The sequence below is a fragment of the Streptomyces sp. UW30 genome (assembly GCF_008042075.1).
Taxonomy (GTDB): domain Bacteria; phylum Actinomycetota; class Actinomycetes; order Streptomycetales; family Streptomycetaceae; genus Streptomyces.
In genome coordinates, this window is record NZ_RDBN01000005.1 from 919,328 (window position 1) to 935,133 (window position 15,806).

Genomic DNA, 15,806 nt, shown 5'->3' on the forward strand with positions numbered 1-15,806 from the left:
ACCGACGCCGGGCCCGGCAAAAACCGGTGCCCTCCTGTCGGCGGCGCGTGCGATGCTCGGCCCCGTGGAAAACCGGTCAGTCAGCCCCGTGTTCGTCGGTCGCGCAACCGAGTTGGAGACGCTGAACGACGCGCTCGCCCGTGCCGCCGCGGGCGAGCCGCAGGCATGGGTGATCGGCGGTGAGGCAGGAGTCGGCAAGACCCGCCTCGTCGAGGAGTTCGCGACGGCCGCCGCCCGCGAGGGCGCCGTCGTCGTGCTCGGCGGCTGCGTCGAGATCGGCGCCGACGGCCTGCCGTTCGCCCCGTTCTCCACGGCGCTGCGCGCCCTGCGCCGCGAACTGCCCGACGAACTGACCGCCGCGGCCGCCGGCCAGGAAGAGGAACTGGCCAGACTGCTCCCCGAGTTGGGGGAGAGCGCCCCTTCCCGAGGGTCGGACCGCTCCGACGAGGAGGGCATCGCCCGCCTCTTCGAACTCACCGCCCGCCTCCTGGAGCGCGTCGCCGCCGGCCGCACCGTCGTCGTGGCCCTGGAGGACCTGCACTGGGCCGACGCCTCCACCCGCCACCTCCTCGCCTACCTCTTGCGCACCCTGCGCACCGGCCGCCTGATCGTCCTCGCCACCTACCGCTCCGACGACATCCACCGCCGCCACCCCCTGCGCCCGCTCCTCGCCGAACTCGACCGGCTGCGCACGGTCCGCCGCATCGAACTCGGCCGCTTCAACCGCGCCGAGGTCGGCCGCCAGATCGCCGGCATCCTCGCCTGCGAACCCGACCCGGCCCAGGTCGACGAGATCTTCGAACGCTCCGACGGCAACGCCTTCTTCGTCGAGGAACTCGCCGTCGCCTCCCACGACGGCAGCTGCACCGGCCTCACCGACACCCTGCGCGACCTGCTTCTGGTCCGCGTCGAGAGCCTGCCCGAGAGCGCCCAGCGGGTCGCCCGGATCGTCGCCGAGGGCGGCTCCACCGTCGAGTACCGGCTGCTCGCCGCCGTCGCCCAGCTCGCCGAGGACGACCTCATCGAGGCGCTGCGAGCCGCCGTGGGCGCCAACATCCTCATCGCGGCGCCCGGCGACGACGGCTACCGCTTCCGGCACTCCCTGGTCCGCGAGGCCGTCGGCGACGATCTGCTCCCCGGTGAGCGCTCCCGCCTCAACCGCCGCTACGCCGAAGCCCTGGAGGCCGACCCGACGCTCGTCCCGGCCGGCGAACGCGTCATGCGGCTGGCCAGCTACTGGTACCACGCCCACGACCCGGCCAAGGCCCTGCCCGCCGTCCTGGACGCCTCCGTCACCGCCCGCCGCCGGCACGCCCACTCCGAACAACTGCGGCTGCTGGAACGCGCGATGGAGCTCTGGGACTCCGCCCCCGAGGACACCCGCGCCACACTGCGCCCCGTCGACTACACCGAGGTCTACCCTCCCTGCGGCTGCGACCCCGCCACCACACCCCTGCGCTACCTCGACCTCATGGCCGAAGCCGCCGTCGCCGGACGGCGCTGCGGAGAGCGCGAACGCGCCCTGAAGATCACCAAGCGCGCCCTGCACCTGCTGGAGGAAGAGGGCGATCCTCCCCCAAGCTCTCAACTACGTTCGAGCCGGGGGGACCCCCAGCGCGCCGCATGGTTCTGGGTCCAGCGCTCCCGGCTGGTCCAGGCCCTGGCCCGCGGCGACGGCTGGAAGGAGCTGGGCACCGCCCAGGAACTCGTGCGCGGCCTGCCGCCGTCCGAGGTGCACGCCGAGGTGCTGGCCACCGCGGCCAACTGGTCGATGCTCCGCGCCCCCGGCCCCGACGCCATGTCGGCCGCCGAACGGGCCGTGGAGTACGCCCGCATGGTGGGCGCCGAGGACATCGAACTCAACGCGCGCCTCACCCTCGGCGTCCTCATGGTCGACGCCGGCGACATCGAGACCGGCCTGGCCCAGATGTACGAGGTCAAGGACGAGGTACTGGCCCGTGGCCTCACCACCGTGGTGGGCCGCAGCCATGTGAACCTGCCGTCCGTGCTGGAAGGCGTCGGCCGCTCGCAGGACGCCGTCCGCATCCTGCGCGAGGGGCTGCGCCTCACCCAGGAGTGGGGCCTGCGTGACTCCGAGGCGTGGATGTGGTCGAACCTCGCCGAGTCACTGCTCTCCCTGGGCCGCTGGGACGAGGCCGCCGAGGCCGCGAGGAACGCCCAGCGCACGGGTCAGTCCGCCAAGCCGCGCGGCGGCGGCTCCAACCGCCTCGCCCACCTCGCGCTCGCCCGCGGCGACATCGCCGAGGCCGCCCGCCATCTCGCCGCCGCCCGCGCCTCCTACGGCACGCACGACCCCATGCCACAGAACAACCTGCCGATGTCCTTCCTCACCCTGGGCATAGCCGCCGCCGAGGGCCGCTTCCTCGACGCCCGAGCGGAAGCCGAACGGGCCCTGAGCGCCGGCTTCCCGCCCGGCACACAGCGCTACGCCTGGCCGCTGCTGCTGGCCGCCGCCGTCGCCGAGTCCGACGTCCGCACCCACGCACTGCCCACCGCCCAGGAGGGCCGCACCGCCTTCCTCGCACGGCTCTTCGAGGCCGTCCGCAAACTCACCACGGGCGCGCCCCTGTGGCTGGCGTACGAGAAGTGGACCCGCGCCGAACTCGACCGTGCCGACGGCCGGGCCAGCGCCGACGCCTGGTCGGAGGTGGTCACCGCGATCGAGCCCCTGGAGCGCCCCTACGACCTCGCCCGCGTCCGCCACCGCCTGGCCGAGGCCCTCCTCGCGATCGGCGGCGACGACGAGCGCGCCCGCGCCACCGAACTGCTCCGCCTGACCCGGGCCACCGCCGCCCACCTGGGCGCCCGCCCACTCGTCGACGCCTCGACCCACCTGGCCCAGCGAGCCCGCCTCACCCTCGCCGTGACCCCGCCCCTGCCCGCGGACGACCCCGCCGACTCCCTCGGCCTCACCACCCGCGAACGGGACGTCCTGCGCCTGGTCTCCGCCGGACGCACCAACCGCCAGATCGCCGAGGAACTCTTCATCTCCCCGAAGACCGCCAGCGTCCATGTGTCGAACATCCTGGGCAAGCTCGGCGTCTCGGGAAGGGGCGAGGCGGCGGCGGTGGCGCATCGGCTGCGGCTGTTTCCGGCCGAAACACTCACAACAGGGACGAGCCGCTGAGGTTTACGCTGTAAGGGACGTCGGCGCAGGGAGGGCTTCGTGTTCAACGCGTTCGAGGAACTCTTCGCCCCCGGCCGCAAGCACACCCGGGACGAACAGAACCGTCTGGAACTGACCCGCGAGGACGTCGGCGACAACGACCCCGGGCACGGACCGATAGATCTCGCGTCCGGGAAGGTCATCGTGCGCCCGCCCGAGCCGTCCGGCGAGAAGACCGACGAGGACACCGAGGCCGACGAGGACGGCGGTAAGCAGTAGGCCCGCTCAGGTCACCTGCAGCTCCAGGATCCGGTCGTCCCCGTCCTTGGGGTCACCCCGCCCGTCCGTGTTGCTCGTCATCAGCCACAGCTTGTCCCCGCCCGCCGGGACGACCGTCCGCAGCCGGCCGTACTCGCCCTCCAGGAAGGCCTGCGGGTCCGCCGAGGCCTCCGTGCCGTTCAGGGGGATGCGCCACAGCCGCTGGCCCTTCAGGCCCGCCATCCAGAGGGAGCCCTCGGCGTGGGCGATGCCGCTCGGGGAGGCGTCGTCGGTGCCCCACTGGGCGAGGGGGTTGTGGAACGCGGTGTCGTCCGACTTGCCCTCGGCCTCCGGCCAGCCGTAGTTGTCACCCGGCTTGATCGCGTTCAGCTCGTCCCAGGTGTCCTGGCCGAACTCGGAGGCGAACAGGCGCTGTTCGGAGTCCCAGGCCAGGCCCTGCACATTGCGGTGGCCGTACGAGTACACAGGGGAGTCGGGGAACGGGTTGCCCGGCGCCGGCTCGCCCTCCGGTGTCAGACGGAGGATCTTGCCGCCCAGGGACTCCTTGTCCTGGGACAGGCCCGTGTCACCGCTCTCCCCGGTGCCCGCGTACAGCATCTTGTCCGGGCCGAAGGCGATCCGGCCGCCGTTGTGGATGTAGCCCTTGGGGATGCCCTTGAAGATCGTGTCGGGCGCGCCCAGCTGGTCGCCGGCAGGCCGCTGCTCGTCGTACAGCATGCGGACGATGCGGTTGTCCGAGGCCGAGGTGAAGTACGCGTAGACCATGTGGTCCGCGGCGTAGTCCGGGGACAGCGCCAGGCCCATCAGGCCGCCCTCGCCCGCCGGGGACACCCCTGCCACCTCGCCCAGCTCGGTCTTCTTGCCCGTCTCGCCGTCGACGCGGGTGACCGTGGCGTCGTCGCGGGAGGAGACGAGCAGGTCGCCGTCCGGGAGCGGGGCGAGGCCCCAGGGGGTCTTCAGGCCCTCGGCGACCGTGCGCACCACCTTGACCGAGCCCTGCGCCGGTGGGGTCTCGGCCGCCTGCCCGGTGGGCGAGGCCGAGGTCCTGCTCGGTGCCCTGTCTCCGCCCTTGGCCGGCGAGTCCCCGTCGTCGGAGGAACAGCCGGCCGTCAGCAGGAGTGCAGCCGTGGCCAGTACGGCCGACACAACTCGACGTTGCACGATCACGGTCCCTTCGATGCGGCGGGTTCTACTGTTCTTACACCGCTCGCGCCTCAGAGGTTCCCGATCCATGAACCCTGGATCAGCGACGGCCCCCGGGTCGTTTCCCTCCAGGGCCGCAGAACCCTCGCGGCGTCAGTCCCAGGATCCTCGCGCCCCCGGCAGCTCCGCCACCTCGGCCAGGTCCTGCGGGGTCAGCCGCAGCGCCCCGGCCCCCGCGTTCTCCGTCACCCAGCGTTCCTGCTTGGTCCCCGGTATCGCGACGACGTGCCGTCCCTGGGCCAGCACCCACGCCAGCGCCACCTGCGCCGACGTGACCTGCTCCCCGTGGCGGGCCGCGACGCGGCGCAGGCCGGCCACGATCGGCTGGTTCGCCGCCATCATCTCCGCGGTGAAGCGGGGATGCCGGGCGCGCACGTCGTCCGGTTCGAAGCCCTGGCCCGGGGTGAGCGTGCCGGTGAGGAAGCCGTTGCCCAGCGGCATCGCCGCCAGGAAGCCGACGCCGCGGGCCTCGCACCACGGCAGCAGCGCCTCCAGTGCCTCCGGCGACCACACCGACAGCTCGGCCTGCACCGCGCTCACCGGGAAGACCTGCTGCACCCGCTGCAACTGCCGGATCGTTGCGTCGTGCAGGCGCGTTCCGAGGCGGCGGCCGCCTCGCGCGCCCACCGCGCACAGCCCCAACGCCCGTACCTTTCCCGCCCGGACGAGGTCCGCCATCGCGCCCCACGTCTCCTCGACGGGCACTTCGGGGTCGGCGCGGTGCAGTTGGTAGAGGTCGATCACGTCCGTCTGAAGGCGGCGCAGAGAGGCGTCGCAGGCCCGCTTCACATAGCCGGGGCGGCCGTTGGCCACGATGTGCTGTTCGCCGACCAGCAGGCCGACCTTGGTCGACACGAACGCGTCCTGGCGGCGCTCCTTCAACACCCGCCCCACCAGCAGCTCGTTGGTGAACGGGCCGTACATGTCGGCCGTGTCCAGCAGCGTCGAGCCCAGATCGAGCGCCCGGTGCACCGCCCTGACCGACTCCTCGCCCCGCTGCCGCGACGAGCTGTACGCCCAGCTCATCGGCATGCACCCGAGCCCGACGGCTCCCACCGCGAGTGCCGCCGCGCCGATCGTCCTGCGCTCCACCTGGCCGTAACCCTCCCTCTTCCGGCACCCCAACCTAACCTCTGCACTCCAGTTCCCTGACATAGCCTCCTGACCATGACTGCTGACGTCTGGCTCCCCATCCCGCCGCAGGAGATCGAGGGCCTCCCCGAAGGCCCCCACTACCGCTTCTGGAACGGCGCCGAGGACTTCCCCGCCGACCCGGCCGAGTGCGCCTTCTACGTCGTCCCGTACATGAAGCCGCCCGCGCTGGGACGGCGTCCGCTGCCGCAGATGACCAACGTGGAGGTCGTACAGACGCTGTCCGCCGGCACCGACCACGTCGAGCCCGGCCTCAGGCATCTGCGGCCCGGCGTACGGCTGTGCAACGCACGCGGGGTGCACGAGGCGAGCACCGCCGAGCTCACGCTCACGCTGATCCTCGCCTCGCTGCGCGGCGTTCCCGACTTCGTGCGGGCGCAGGAGCGGGGGGAGTGGCTCGGCGGGTTCCGTCCCGCATTGGCGGACAAGAACGTCCTCATCGTGGGATACGGCTCGATCGGGGCCGCCATCGAGGACCGGCTCGCACCCTTTGAGCTCGCGCGGGTGGCGCGCGTCGCGCGCTCTGAGCGCACCACGGCGCGCGGCGTTGTGCATCCGCTCACCGAACTGCCCGCTCTGCTTCCGGAAGCCGACGTCGTCATCCTGTCCACGCCCTTGACGGACGCCACCCGGCACCTGGTCGACGCGGACTTCCTGGCCCGGATGAAGGACGGCGCGCTGCTGGTCAACGTCGCCCGTGGGGGCGTCGTGGACACCAAGGCGCTGCTGGCCGCGCTGGAGAGCGGGCGCGTCACCGCCGCCCTGGACGTCACCGACCCCGAGCCGCTGCCTCAGGACCACCCGCTGTGGCAGGCCCCGGGCGTCCTGATCAGCCCTCATGTGGGCGGTCCCACGTCGGCGTTCCTGCCGCGCGCCAAGCGGTTGCTGGTGGACCAGTTGAGTCGTTATGTGAACCGGGAGCCGTTGCGCAACGTGATCCTTACGACGGGCACGACGCACGCGTGACGCTCACGGGTTGACTATCGCGCGGGTGCCGCGCGTGTCGTGCGTAACAGGCCCATAATCCGGTTCGAGTACCGTCCGCAACCCCACGGAAGCGGTCCGTACTCGCATATGCGCTGGTCGTCACGGAGCGTAGAGGTGCTATGTCCCTGAGTGACGAGACTGGTGTATCGTCCCGACAGGGGCAGCGCCGCGTACTTTCGGCGCCGGGGATGGACATTTCAGATTTGTGAGGGGGGCGACGGGCGATGCACGGCCTATGGACGAGCGATCCGACGCGACGGGGCCGTCGGCGGCGACCCTGGCGAACGGCCGCGCGCAGACGCGGCCACCACGGCACCCACGGCTGCCGTCACAACCATCACCAGCGCAGGCACAGCAGCCGCAGGCGGCATGAGCACCCAGCGCAACGGGACCCTCGGGACCCGCGAGCGGCGCGGACCGGGAGGGCCCGGTGAGCTCGCCACCGCCCCCCACGACGACGCTCGACGGAGCGCTGCGCGCCCGGCGCCCGTCGGCGGTGACACTGCCTCGTCCCTCGTCGAGCGGCAACGGCTCGGGACTGTTTCCGCAACTCGCTCTGGCTCTGGTGTGCGCGGGATACGCCGTCGGTTCCGCGGTCGGCTGGGGTTCGGACCAAGTCGCGCTGGTCATGGGTGACTTCGGGCTGGCCGCGGCGGCGGGCGCCGCCGCCGTGTCCTGCTTCCGCTACGCCCGCAGGGGCCGTATCCGCTTTCGACCCGCATGGCTGCTGTTCGCGCTCTCCTCGGCCATGGCGGCCCTCGGCAACCTGGTCTGGGGGTGGTACGAGGTCGTCCTGGAGCTGCCCGTGCCCAGCCCCTCGTACGCCGACGGGTTCTTCCTGTGCTTCGCGCCGCCCGCCATCGTGGGACTCCTGGTGCTCGCCAAGCGCCCGGTGACCAAGGCCGGCTGGGTCTGTCTCGGGCTGGACGCCTGGCTGATCGGCGGCTCGCTCCTGACGCTGGCGTGGAGCCTCGCGCTGGCCCAGGCGGCCAAGATCGACTCCAGTGGAGGGGCGAGCGTGGCGCACACCGCGCTCTCGCTGGCCTACCCGCTGCTCGACATCGCGCTGGTCAGCATGGTGCTCGCGCTGCACTTCCGGCGCTCCTCCGCCAACCGCACCGCGGTCAACACCGCGATCGGCGCGCTCGCACTGACCGTGATGTGCGACGCCCTGTTCACCTCGCCGCTGCTGCACAACAACTACCGCTCCGGCCAGCTGCTCGACGCGGGCTGGTTCGCCGGCTCGCTGCTCCTGGCCTACGCCCCGTGGGCCCAGCCCCGGAACGGGCAGGAGGACTGCGACCGGCACGGCACATCGGGGCACACGCGCGTGGTGCACGAGCACCTGCCGGGCCAGCGCTCCGGAAGCCATCACCACACGCCCCCGCAGGGAGGTGATCACCTCCGGTATCCGGTCACCCGCCCGATCGCCGGCTCCCTGGCCGCGCTCACCCCGTACCTCGCAGCCGCCGTCTGCACCCTGGGGATCCTCTACAACGTCCTCAACGGCCGCAGCGTCGACCGCGTGGTGCTCATCACCGGCGGCACGGTCGTGCTGGCGCTCGTGGTGCGCCAGGGCATCATGCTGCTCGACAACATCACCCTCACCCAGGAACTGGCGCAGAAGGAGAACCACTTCCGCTCCCTGGTGCAGGGCTCCAGCGACGTCATCATGATCGCCGCGCCCAACGGCATCCTCCGGTACGTCTCCCCGGCCGCCGCCGGGGTCTACGGCCGCTCCGCCGAGGACCTGGTGGGTACGGAACTGGCCAATCTCATCCACCCGGAGGACCTGGGCTGCGTGGTGCACGAGGTGCGCCGCTTCCTCGCCGCCAGCCCACTCGAGGAACCCACTACGCGCATCGAATGCCGCTTCCGGTCCGGCGAGGACCGCTGGCTCAACGTCGAGTCGACCGTCAACCGGCACCACGGCGGCCTCATCTTCAACAGCCGGGACGTGACCGAAAGAGTGCGCCTCCAGGCGCAGCTCCAGCACAACGCCGAGCACGACCCGCTCACCGACCTGCCCAACCGCGCGCTGTTCACCCAGCGCGTCCAGCAGGCCCTGTCCGGCCGCCGGGCCTCCGACCGGGGCATCGCCCTGCGCAACACGGCCGTCCTCTTCATCGACCTCGACGGCTTCAAGGGCGTCAACGACACCATCGGACACCAGGCCGGGGACGAACTGCTCGTCCAGGCCGCCCGCAGACTCCAGGAGGCGGTCCGGCAGGGCGACACGGCCTCCCGGCTGGGCGGCGACGAGTTCGCCGCCCTGATCGTCGGGGACAACACCCGTGACCGCACCGCCCGTGAACGCCACATACTGGAGCTCGCCGACCGCCTCAGGCTGACGCTGTCGCAGCCCTACCTCATCGACGGCAACGATGTCCGGGTCAACGCCTCCATCGGCGTCGCCTTCGCCGAACCGAGCCTCGGCGCGGGGGAGTTGCTGCGCAACGCCGACCTGGCCATGTACCGCGCCAAGGCGAGCGGCAAGGGACGCGTCGAGCTCTACAAGCCGCAGATGCAGCAGGACGTCGTCCGCAAGGCCGAGCTGGCCACGCGTCTGCGGGCCGCGCTGCACGCAGGCGAGTTCGCGCTGCTGCACCAGCCCGTGGTGTGCCTGGCGGACGGCCGGATCGCATCGGTCGCCGCCCAGGCGCGCTGGCGGTCCTCGCAAGGGGTGCTGTTCACGCCCGCCGAGTTCCTGCGGGTGGCCGAGGACAGCGACAAGACCGCCGAGCTGGGCCGCTGGATGCTGGAGGAGGCCGTCGAGCAGGCCGCCGAGCGCACCGCGACCGGGCTCGCCGTACCCATCGCGGTACGGATGGGCGCGCGCCGGCTGCTGGACCGTTCGATGCCGCTCGGGTCGATCGAGGCGCTGCTGACCCGGCACGGGCTGCCGTCCGGGTCGCTGGTCATCGAGGTGTCCGACCTCGACCCACGGATCTCGCTGGACGATCTGGAGCGCCGCCTGAGCGGCCTGCGCAGACTCGGTGTCCGGGTCGCCCTGGACGGCTTCGGCAGCGGGTACGCGGCGATCACCGCACTGCGCAGGCTCCCCGTCGACGTCCTCAGGCTCGACCGCGGTCTGGTCGAGGGCGTCGTCGAGTCCGCGCGGCTGCACAAGATCACCAGTGGGCTGCTGCGGATCTCCGCCGACCTCGGGCTGCAGTCCGTGGCCGACGGCGTGGACCTGCCGGAGCAGGTCGTCGCACTGCGGGCGATGGGGTGCACGCACGGGCAGGGCATGGCGTTCTCCGGGCCACTGGACGAGTACCGGCTGCGCCGGGCGCTCAGTTCCGGCCACTATCCGGTACCGCACGGGCCGGCCGAGCCCGCGTTCGCCGGTGGGGGCGCGGGGGTGTACACCAGTGGTGTCCCCGCTGTTCTCGGAGGCGGCAGTGCCCTTCGCTCACATAATGAGACTCCCGTCCCACCTACTTGACAGTGGGTGTGCGCCGGGGGGAGGGTCAGTGCCATGCGCACCCGAATTCTCGTACTTGGAAAGCGCGTCGGCTGAAGCTGGTGACGTCCGGACAGACCCGGAACTCCCAGCGACCACCACCGGCGCGCTCCCCTCGCTTGCCTTACGGCACGAGGGGTTTTTTGTTGCACAGGCACCAGTCGTGCAGCATCGAAACTCCGCTCAAACTTCGCAAAAACCCTCAGCATCGAGAAGAGAATGCCGATGACCGAGCAGGCCACCGGGGCCCATAATCCGCAGCCGCGGCCCCGATCCGGAGGACAGCAGTCCGCCCCCGAGCACGTCACGGGGGCGCAGTCCCTGATCCGTTCGCTCGAGGAGGTCGGCGCCGACACGGTATTCGGCATTCCCGGTGGTGCGATCCTTCCGGCGTACGACCCGCTGATGGACTCCACCCGAGTGCGCCACGTCCTGGTCCGGCACGAGCAGGGCGCCGGTCACGCCGCCACCGGCTATGCGCAGGCCACCGGCAGGGTCGGCGTCTGCATGGCGACCTCGGGGCCGGGCGCCACCAACCTGGTCACGCCGATCGCCGACGCGCACATGGACTCCGTGCCGATGGTCGCGATCACCGGCCAGGTCGCTTCCAAGGCGATCGGCACGGACGCCTTCCAGGAGGCGGACATCGTCGGCATCACCATGCCGATCACCAAGCACAACTTCCTGGTCACCAAGGCCGAGGACATCCCCCGGGTGATCGCGCAGGCGTTCCACATCGCCTCCACCGGCCGCCCCGGCCCGGTCCTGGTCGACATCGCCAAGGACGCCCTGCAGGCGAAGACCACGTTCTCCTGGCCGCCCGTCATGGACCTGCCCGGCTACCGGCCCGTCACCAAGCCGCACGCCAAGCAGATCCGCGAGGCCGCCAAGCTGATCACCGCCGCCAAGCGGCCCGTCCTCTACGTCGGCGGCGGCGTCATCAAGGCCGGTGCCACCACCGAGCTGAAGGTCCTCGCCGAACTCACCGGAGCGCCCGTCACCACCACCCTGATGGCGCTCGGCGCATTCCCCGACAGCCACCCGCTGCACGTGGGAATGCCGGGCATGCACGGTGCGGTCACCGCCGTCACCGCGCTGCAGAAGGCCGACCTGATCGTCGCCCTCGGAGCCCGCTTCGACGACCGCGTCACCGGCAAGCTGGACAGCTTCGCCCCGCACGCCAAGATCGTCCACGCCGACATCGACCCCGCGGAGATCGGCAAGAACCGCGCCGCCGACGTGCCGATCGTCGGTGACGCCCGCGAGGTCATCGCCGACCTGGTCCAGGCCGTCCAGAAGGAGCACGCCGAGGGCCACAAGGGCGACTACACCGCCTGGTGGAAGGACCTGAGCCGCTGGCGGGACACCTACCCGCTCGGCTACGACCAGCCCGAGGACGGCTCGCTGTCCCCGCAGCAGGTGATCGAGCGCATCGGCCAACTCGCCCCCGAGGGCACGGTCTTCGCGGCCGGCGTCGGCCAGCACCAGATGTGGGCCGCGCACTTCGTCCAGTACGAGAAGCCCGCGACCTGGCTGAACTCCGGCGGCGCCGGGACGATGGGCTACGCGGTCCCGGCCGCGATGGGCGCCAAGGCCGGCGTGCCGGAGAAGACGGTCTGGGCGATCGACGGCGACGGCTGCTTCCAGATGACCAATCAGGAACTCACCACCTGCGCCCTGAACAACATCCCGATCAAGGTCGCCATCATCAACAACGGCGCCCTCGGGATGGTCCGCCAGTGGCAGACCCTCTTCTACAACCAGCGCTACTCCAACACCGTGCTGCACTCCGGCCCCGAGGCCGACGGCAAGCAGCCGAGCGCCGGCACCCGCGTCCCCGACTTCGTGAAGCTGTCGGAGGCCATGGGCTGCTACGCGATCCGCTGCGAGAACCCGGCCGACCTCGACAAGGTCATCGAAGAGGCGAACTCCATCAACGACCGTCCGGTCGTCGTCGACTTCATCGTCCACGAGGACGCGATGGTGTGGCCGATGGTCGCCGCAGGCACCTCCAACGACGAGATCATGGCCGCCCGGGACGTCCGCCCCGACTTCGGCGACAACGAAGACGACTGAGCGAGAGAGACGTAAAAAGACCATGTCCAAGCACACGCTCTCCGTCCTGGTGGAGAACACGCCGGGCATCCTCGCCCGGATCGCCGCCCTGTTCTCCCGCCGCGGCTTCAACATCGACTCGCTCGCGGTCGGCGTCACCGAGCACCCGGAGATCTCCCGTATCACCATTGTGGTGAACGTGATCGAGGACCTGCCGCTGGAGCAGGTGACCAAGCAGCTCAACAAGCTCGTCAACGTGCTCAAGATCGTTGAGCTGGAGGCGGGTTCGGCCGTTCAGCGCGAACTCGTTCTGGTGAAGGTGCGGGCCGACAACGAGACCCGCTCCCAGATCGTCGAGATCGTCCAGCTGTTCCGCGCCAAGACCGTCGACGTCTCCCCGGAGGCCGTCACCATCGAGGCCACCGGCTCCAGCGACAAGCTGGAGGCCATGCTGAAGATGCTGGAGCCGTTCGGCATCAAGGAGCTCGTCCAGTCCGGCACGATCGCGATCGGACGCGGCGCGCGTTCGATCACGGACCGGTCGCTGCGCGCGCTCGACCGGTCGGCGTAGCCACGCTTTCGGGCGGCCGGGGGAAACCGGCCGCCCGTATTCCGAGACCCTGCGACTTCCCCCACCGCCACCGTCATACGGTGGGACGCAACATCTGCACACAAGGAGAGAACCCAAAGTGGCCGAGCTGTTCTACGACGCCGACGCCGACCTGTCCATCATCCAGGGCCGCAAGGTCGCGGTCATCGGTTACGGCAGCCAGGGCCACGCCCACGCGCTGTCGCTCCGTGACTCGGGTGTCGACGTGCGTGTCGGTCTGCACGAGGGCTCCAAGTCCAAGGCGAAGGCCGAGGAGCAGGGCCTGCGCGTGGTGACGCCGTCGGAGGCCGCCGCCGAGGCCGACGTCATCATGATCCTGGTGCCGGACCCGATCCAGGGCCAGGTCTACGAGGAGCACATCGCCCCGAACCTGAACGACGGCGACGCCCTGTTCTTCGGTCACGGCTTCAACATCCGCTTCGGCTTCATCAAGCCCCCGGCCGGCGTCGACGTCTGCATGGTCGCCCCGAAGGGCCCTGGCCACCTGGTCCGCCGCCAGTACGAGGAGGGCCGCGGCGTTCCCTGCATCGCGGCCGTCGAGCAGGACGCCTCCGGAGGCGCCTTCGCGCTCGCGCTGTCGTACGCCAAGGGCATCGGCGGCACTCGCGCCGGCGTCATCAAGACGACCTTCACCGAGGAGACCGAGACCGACCTGTTCGGTGAGCAGGCCGTCCTCTGTGGTGGTACGGCCGCCCTGGTCAAGGCCGGTTTCGAGACGCTGACCGAGGCCGGCTACCAGCCGGAGATCGCGTACTTCGAGTGCCTGCACGAGCTGAAGCTGATCGTGGACCTCATGTACGAGGGCGGCCTGGAGAAGATGCGCTGGTCGATCTCCGAGACCGCCGAGTGGGGCGACTACGTCACCGGCCCGCGGATCATCACCGACGCCACCAAGGCCGAGATGAAGCAGGTCCTCGCCGAGATCCAGGACGGCACCTTCGCCCAGGCCTGGATGGACGAGTACCACGGCGGTCTGAAGAAGTACAACGAGTACAAGAAGCAGGACTCCGAGCACCTGCTGGAGACCACCGGCAAGGAGCTGCGCAAGCTCATGAGCTGGGTGAACGAGGAGGCGTAAGCCTCATTCGACGGGGCCGGAGCGTGCTGCTCCGGCCCTGTTGTCCAACCCGTCGCATCACGGACGGGTGATCCTTCCGCGGAGGCGCAAGACGCCTCTCACCGCGCCACTACACTGCCTTACTACATACGCGTCAGGCCCACAGCGTCGTGCGTCTTCCACGCGGCTAGCAACCCTCCACCGCCTGCGGCCGTCGGGACGGCCGTCCGCATTGGACTTGTGAGGACTCACGTGAGCTCGAAACCCGTCGTACTCATCGCTGAAGAGCTGTCGCCTGCCACTGTCGACGCGCTTGGCCCCGACTTCGAGATCCGGCACTGCAACGGAGCGGACCGAGCCGAGCTGCTCCCGGCCATCGCCGAGGTCGACGCGATCCTGATCCGCTCCGCCACCAAGGTGGACGCCGAGGCGGTCGCCGCCGCGAAGAAGCTCAAGGTCGTCGCACGAGCCGGCGTCGGCCTGGACAACGTCGACGTCTCCGCCGCCACCAAGGCCGGCGTCATGGTCGTCAACGCCCCCACCTCGAACATCGTGACCGCCGCCGAGCTGGCCTGCGGTCTGCTCGTCGCCACCGCCCGCCACATTCCGCAGGCCAACGCCGCGCTGAAGAACGGCGAGTGGAAGCGCAGCAAGTACACGGGTGTGGAGCTGGCCGAGAAGACCCTGGGTGTCGTGGGTCTGGGGCGGATCGGTGCGCTGGTCGCCCAGCGTATGTCCGGCTTCGGCATGAAGGTCGTCGCCTACGACCCCTACATCCAGCCCGCGCGCGCCGCGCAGATGGGCGTCAAGGTGCTGTCGCTGGACGAGCTGCTCGAGGTCTCCGACTTCATCACCGTCCACCTGCCCAAGACCCCCGAGACCGTCGGCCTCATCGGCGACGAGGCGCTGCGCAAGGTCAAGCCGAGCGTGCGCATCGTCAACGCCGCGCGCGGCGGGATCGTCGACGAGGAGGCGCTGTACTCCGCCCTCAAGGAGGGCCGGGTCGCCGGTGCCGGTCTGGACGTGTACGCGAAGGAGCCCTGCACGGACTCCCCGCTCTTCGAGTTCGACCAGGTCGTCGCCACCCCGCACCTCGGTGCCTCCACCGACGAGGCGCAGGAGAAGGCCGGTATCGCCGTCGCCAAGTCGGTGCGCCTCGCGCTCGCCGGTGAGCTGGTCCCGGACGCGGTGAACGTCCAGGGCGGTGTCATCGCCGAGGACGTCAAGCCGGGTCTGCCGCTCGCCGAGCGCCTCGGCCGGATCTTCACGGCGCTCGCCGGTGAGGTCGCGGTCCGCCTCGACGTCGAGGTGTACGGCGAGATCACGCAGCACGATGTGAAGGTGCTGGAGCTGTCCGCCCTCAAGGGTGTCTTCGAGGACGTGGTCGACGAGACCGTGTCGTACGTCAACGCCCCGCTGTTCGCCCAGGAGCGTGGCGTCGAGGTGCGGCTGACGACCAGCTCGGAGGCGACCGACCACCGCAACGTCGTCACCGTGCGCGGCACGCTGTCGAACGGCGAGGAGGTGTCGGTGTCCGGCACGCTGGCCGGTCCCAAGCACCTTCAGAAGATCGTCGCGGTCGGCGAGTACGACGTGGACCTCGCGCTGGCCGACCACATGGCCGTGCTGCGGTACGAGGACCGTCCGGGTGTCGTCGGCACCGTCGGCCGGATCCTCGGCGAGGCCGGGATCAACATCGCCGGTATGCAGGTGTCGCGTGCGGTCGCCGGTGGCGAGGCGCTGGCCGTCCTCACCGTCGACGACACGGTGACGCAGGCGGTGCTGACGGAGGTGGCCGAGGAGATCGGCGCCACGTCGGCGCGTTCCGTGAACCTCGTCTGAGACGCGGGTGTCCGAGGGCCTGCGGCCC

At 70.7% G+C, this 15,806-nt stretch carries 10 protein-coding genes; 8 read left to right on the forward strand and 2 right to left on the reverse strand.

What is annotated here, in order from left to right; all coding sequences use genetic code 11:
• The first annotated feature begins 52 nt into the window (after positions 1 to 52).
• Both EAO75_RS05875 and EAO75_RS05880 read left to right on the forward strand, forming a co-directional pair.
• Positions 53 to 3,148 (forward strand): helix-turn-helix transcriptional regulator, encoded by a 3,096-nt coding sequence (locus EAO75_RS05875; RefSeq protein ID WP_147993903.1) that lies wholly within the window; start codon positions 53 to 55, stop codon positions 3,146 to 3,148.
• Positions 3,149 to 3,187: 39 nt separating this feature from the next.
• The gene (locus EAO75_RS05880) at positions 3,188 to 3,406 is read left to right on the forward strand and encodes a DUF6191 domain-containing protein (protein ID WP_147993904.1); all 219 of its coding nucleotides are present in this window, start codon (positions 3,188 to 3,190) and stop codon (positions 3,404 to 3,406) included.
• Positions 3,407 to 3,412: 6 nt separating this feature from the next.
• On the opposite strand, the gene EAO75_RS05885 is transcribed toward EAO75_RS05880, so the two are convergent.
• Both EAO75_RS05885 and EAO75_RS05890 read right to left on the reverse strand, forming a co-directional pair.
• Entirely contained in the window at positions 3,413 to 4,573 is a 1,161-nt protein-coding gene (locus tag EAO75_RS05885) for a PQQ-dependent sugar dehydrogenase (protein WP_261989155.1), read from the reverse strand.
• A 129-nt stretch (positions 4,574 to 4,702) separates the two neighbouring features.
• On the reverse strand, positions 4,703 to 5,701 hold the full coding sequence (locus EAO75_RS05890) for an aldo/keto reductase (protein ID WP_147993906.1): 999 nt from the start codon (positions 5,699 to 5,701) through the stop codon (positions 4,703 to 4,705).
• A 75-nt stretch (positions 5,702 to 5,776) separates the two neighbouring features.
• On the opposite strand from EAO75_RS05890, the gene EAO75_RS05895 reads away from it, so the two are divergent.
• The 6 genes from EAO75_RS05895 to serA all read left to right on the forward strand — a co-directional run bounded on the left by EAO75_RS05895 (position 5,777) and on the right by serA (position 15,778).
• The gene (locus EAO75_RS05895; RefSeq protein WP_147993907.1) at positions 5,777 to 6,727 is read left to right on the forward strand and encodes a 2-hydroxyacid dehydrogenase; all 951 of its coding nucleotides are present in this window, start codon (positions 5,777 to 5,779) and stop codon (positions 6,725 to 6,727) included.
• A 451-nt stretch (positions 6,728 to 7,178) separates the two neighbouring features.
• Complete coding sequence (locus EAO75_RS05905; protein WP_147993908.1) at positions 7,179 to 10,196, forward strand: putative bifunctional diguanylate cyclase/phosphodiesterase; 3,018 nt, start codon at positions 7,179 to 7,181, stop codon at positions 10,194 to 10,196.
• A gap of 237 nt (positions 10,197 to 10,433) precedes the next feature.
• Complete coding sequence (locus tag EAO75_RS05910) at positions 10,434 to 12,290, forward strand: acetolactate synthase large subunit (RefSeq protein ID WP_147993909.1); 1,857 nt, start codon at positions 10,434 to 10,436, stop codon at positions 12,288 to 12,290.
• Between the two features lie 22 nt (positions 12,291 to 12,312).
• A complete protein-coding gene (ilvN, locus tag EAO75_RS05915; RefSeq protein WP_147993910.1) occupies positions 12,313 to 12,840 on the forward strand; it encodes an acetolactate synthase small subunit in 528 nt (175 codons plus the stop codon).
• A 118-nt stretch (positions 12,841 to 12,958) separates the two neighbouring features.
• Complete coding sequence (ilvC, locus tag EAO75_RS05920) at positions 12,959 to 13,957, forward strand: ketol-acid reductoisomerase (protein WP_147993911.1); 999 nt, start codon at positions 12,959 to 12,961, stop codon at positions 13,955 to 13,957.
• 231 nt (positions 13,958 to 14,188) lie between these two features.
• Positions 14,189 to 15,778: a phosphoglycerate dehydrogenase gene (serA, locus tag EAO75_RS05925; protein WP_147993912.1), complete on the forward strand. Its 1,590-nt coding sequence runs from the start codon at positions 14,189 to 14,191 to the stop codon at positions 15,776 to 15,778.
• Positions 15,779 to 15,806: the final 28 nt, after the last annotated feature.

Excerpts from the sequence above, each read along its gene's own strand:
- EAO75_RS05910 (WP_147993909.1), top strand. The coding sequence starts at position 10,434 with ATGCCGATGACCGAGCAGGCCACCGGGGCCCATAATCCGCAGCCGCGG.
- EAO75_RS05895 (WP_147993907.1), top strand. The coding sequence starts at position 5,777 with ATGACTGCTGACGTCTGGCTCCCCATCCCGCCGCAGGAGATCGAGGGC.
- EAO75_RS05875 (WP_147993903.1), top strand. The coding sequence starts at position 53 with ATGCTCGGCCCCGTGGAAAACCGGTCAGTCAGCCCCGTGTTCGTCGGT.
- ilvN (WP_147993910.1), top strand. The coding sequence starts at position 12,313 with ATGTCCAAGCACACGCTCTCCGTCCTGGTGGAGAACACGCCGGGCATC.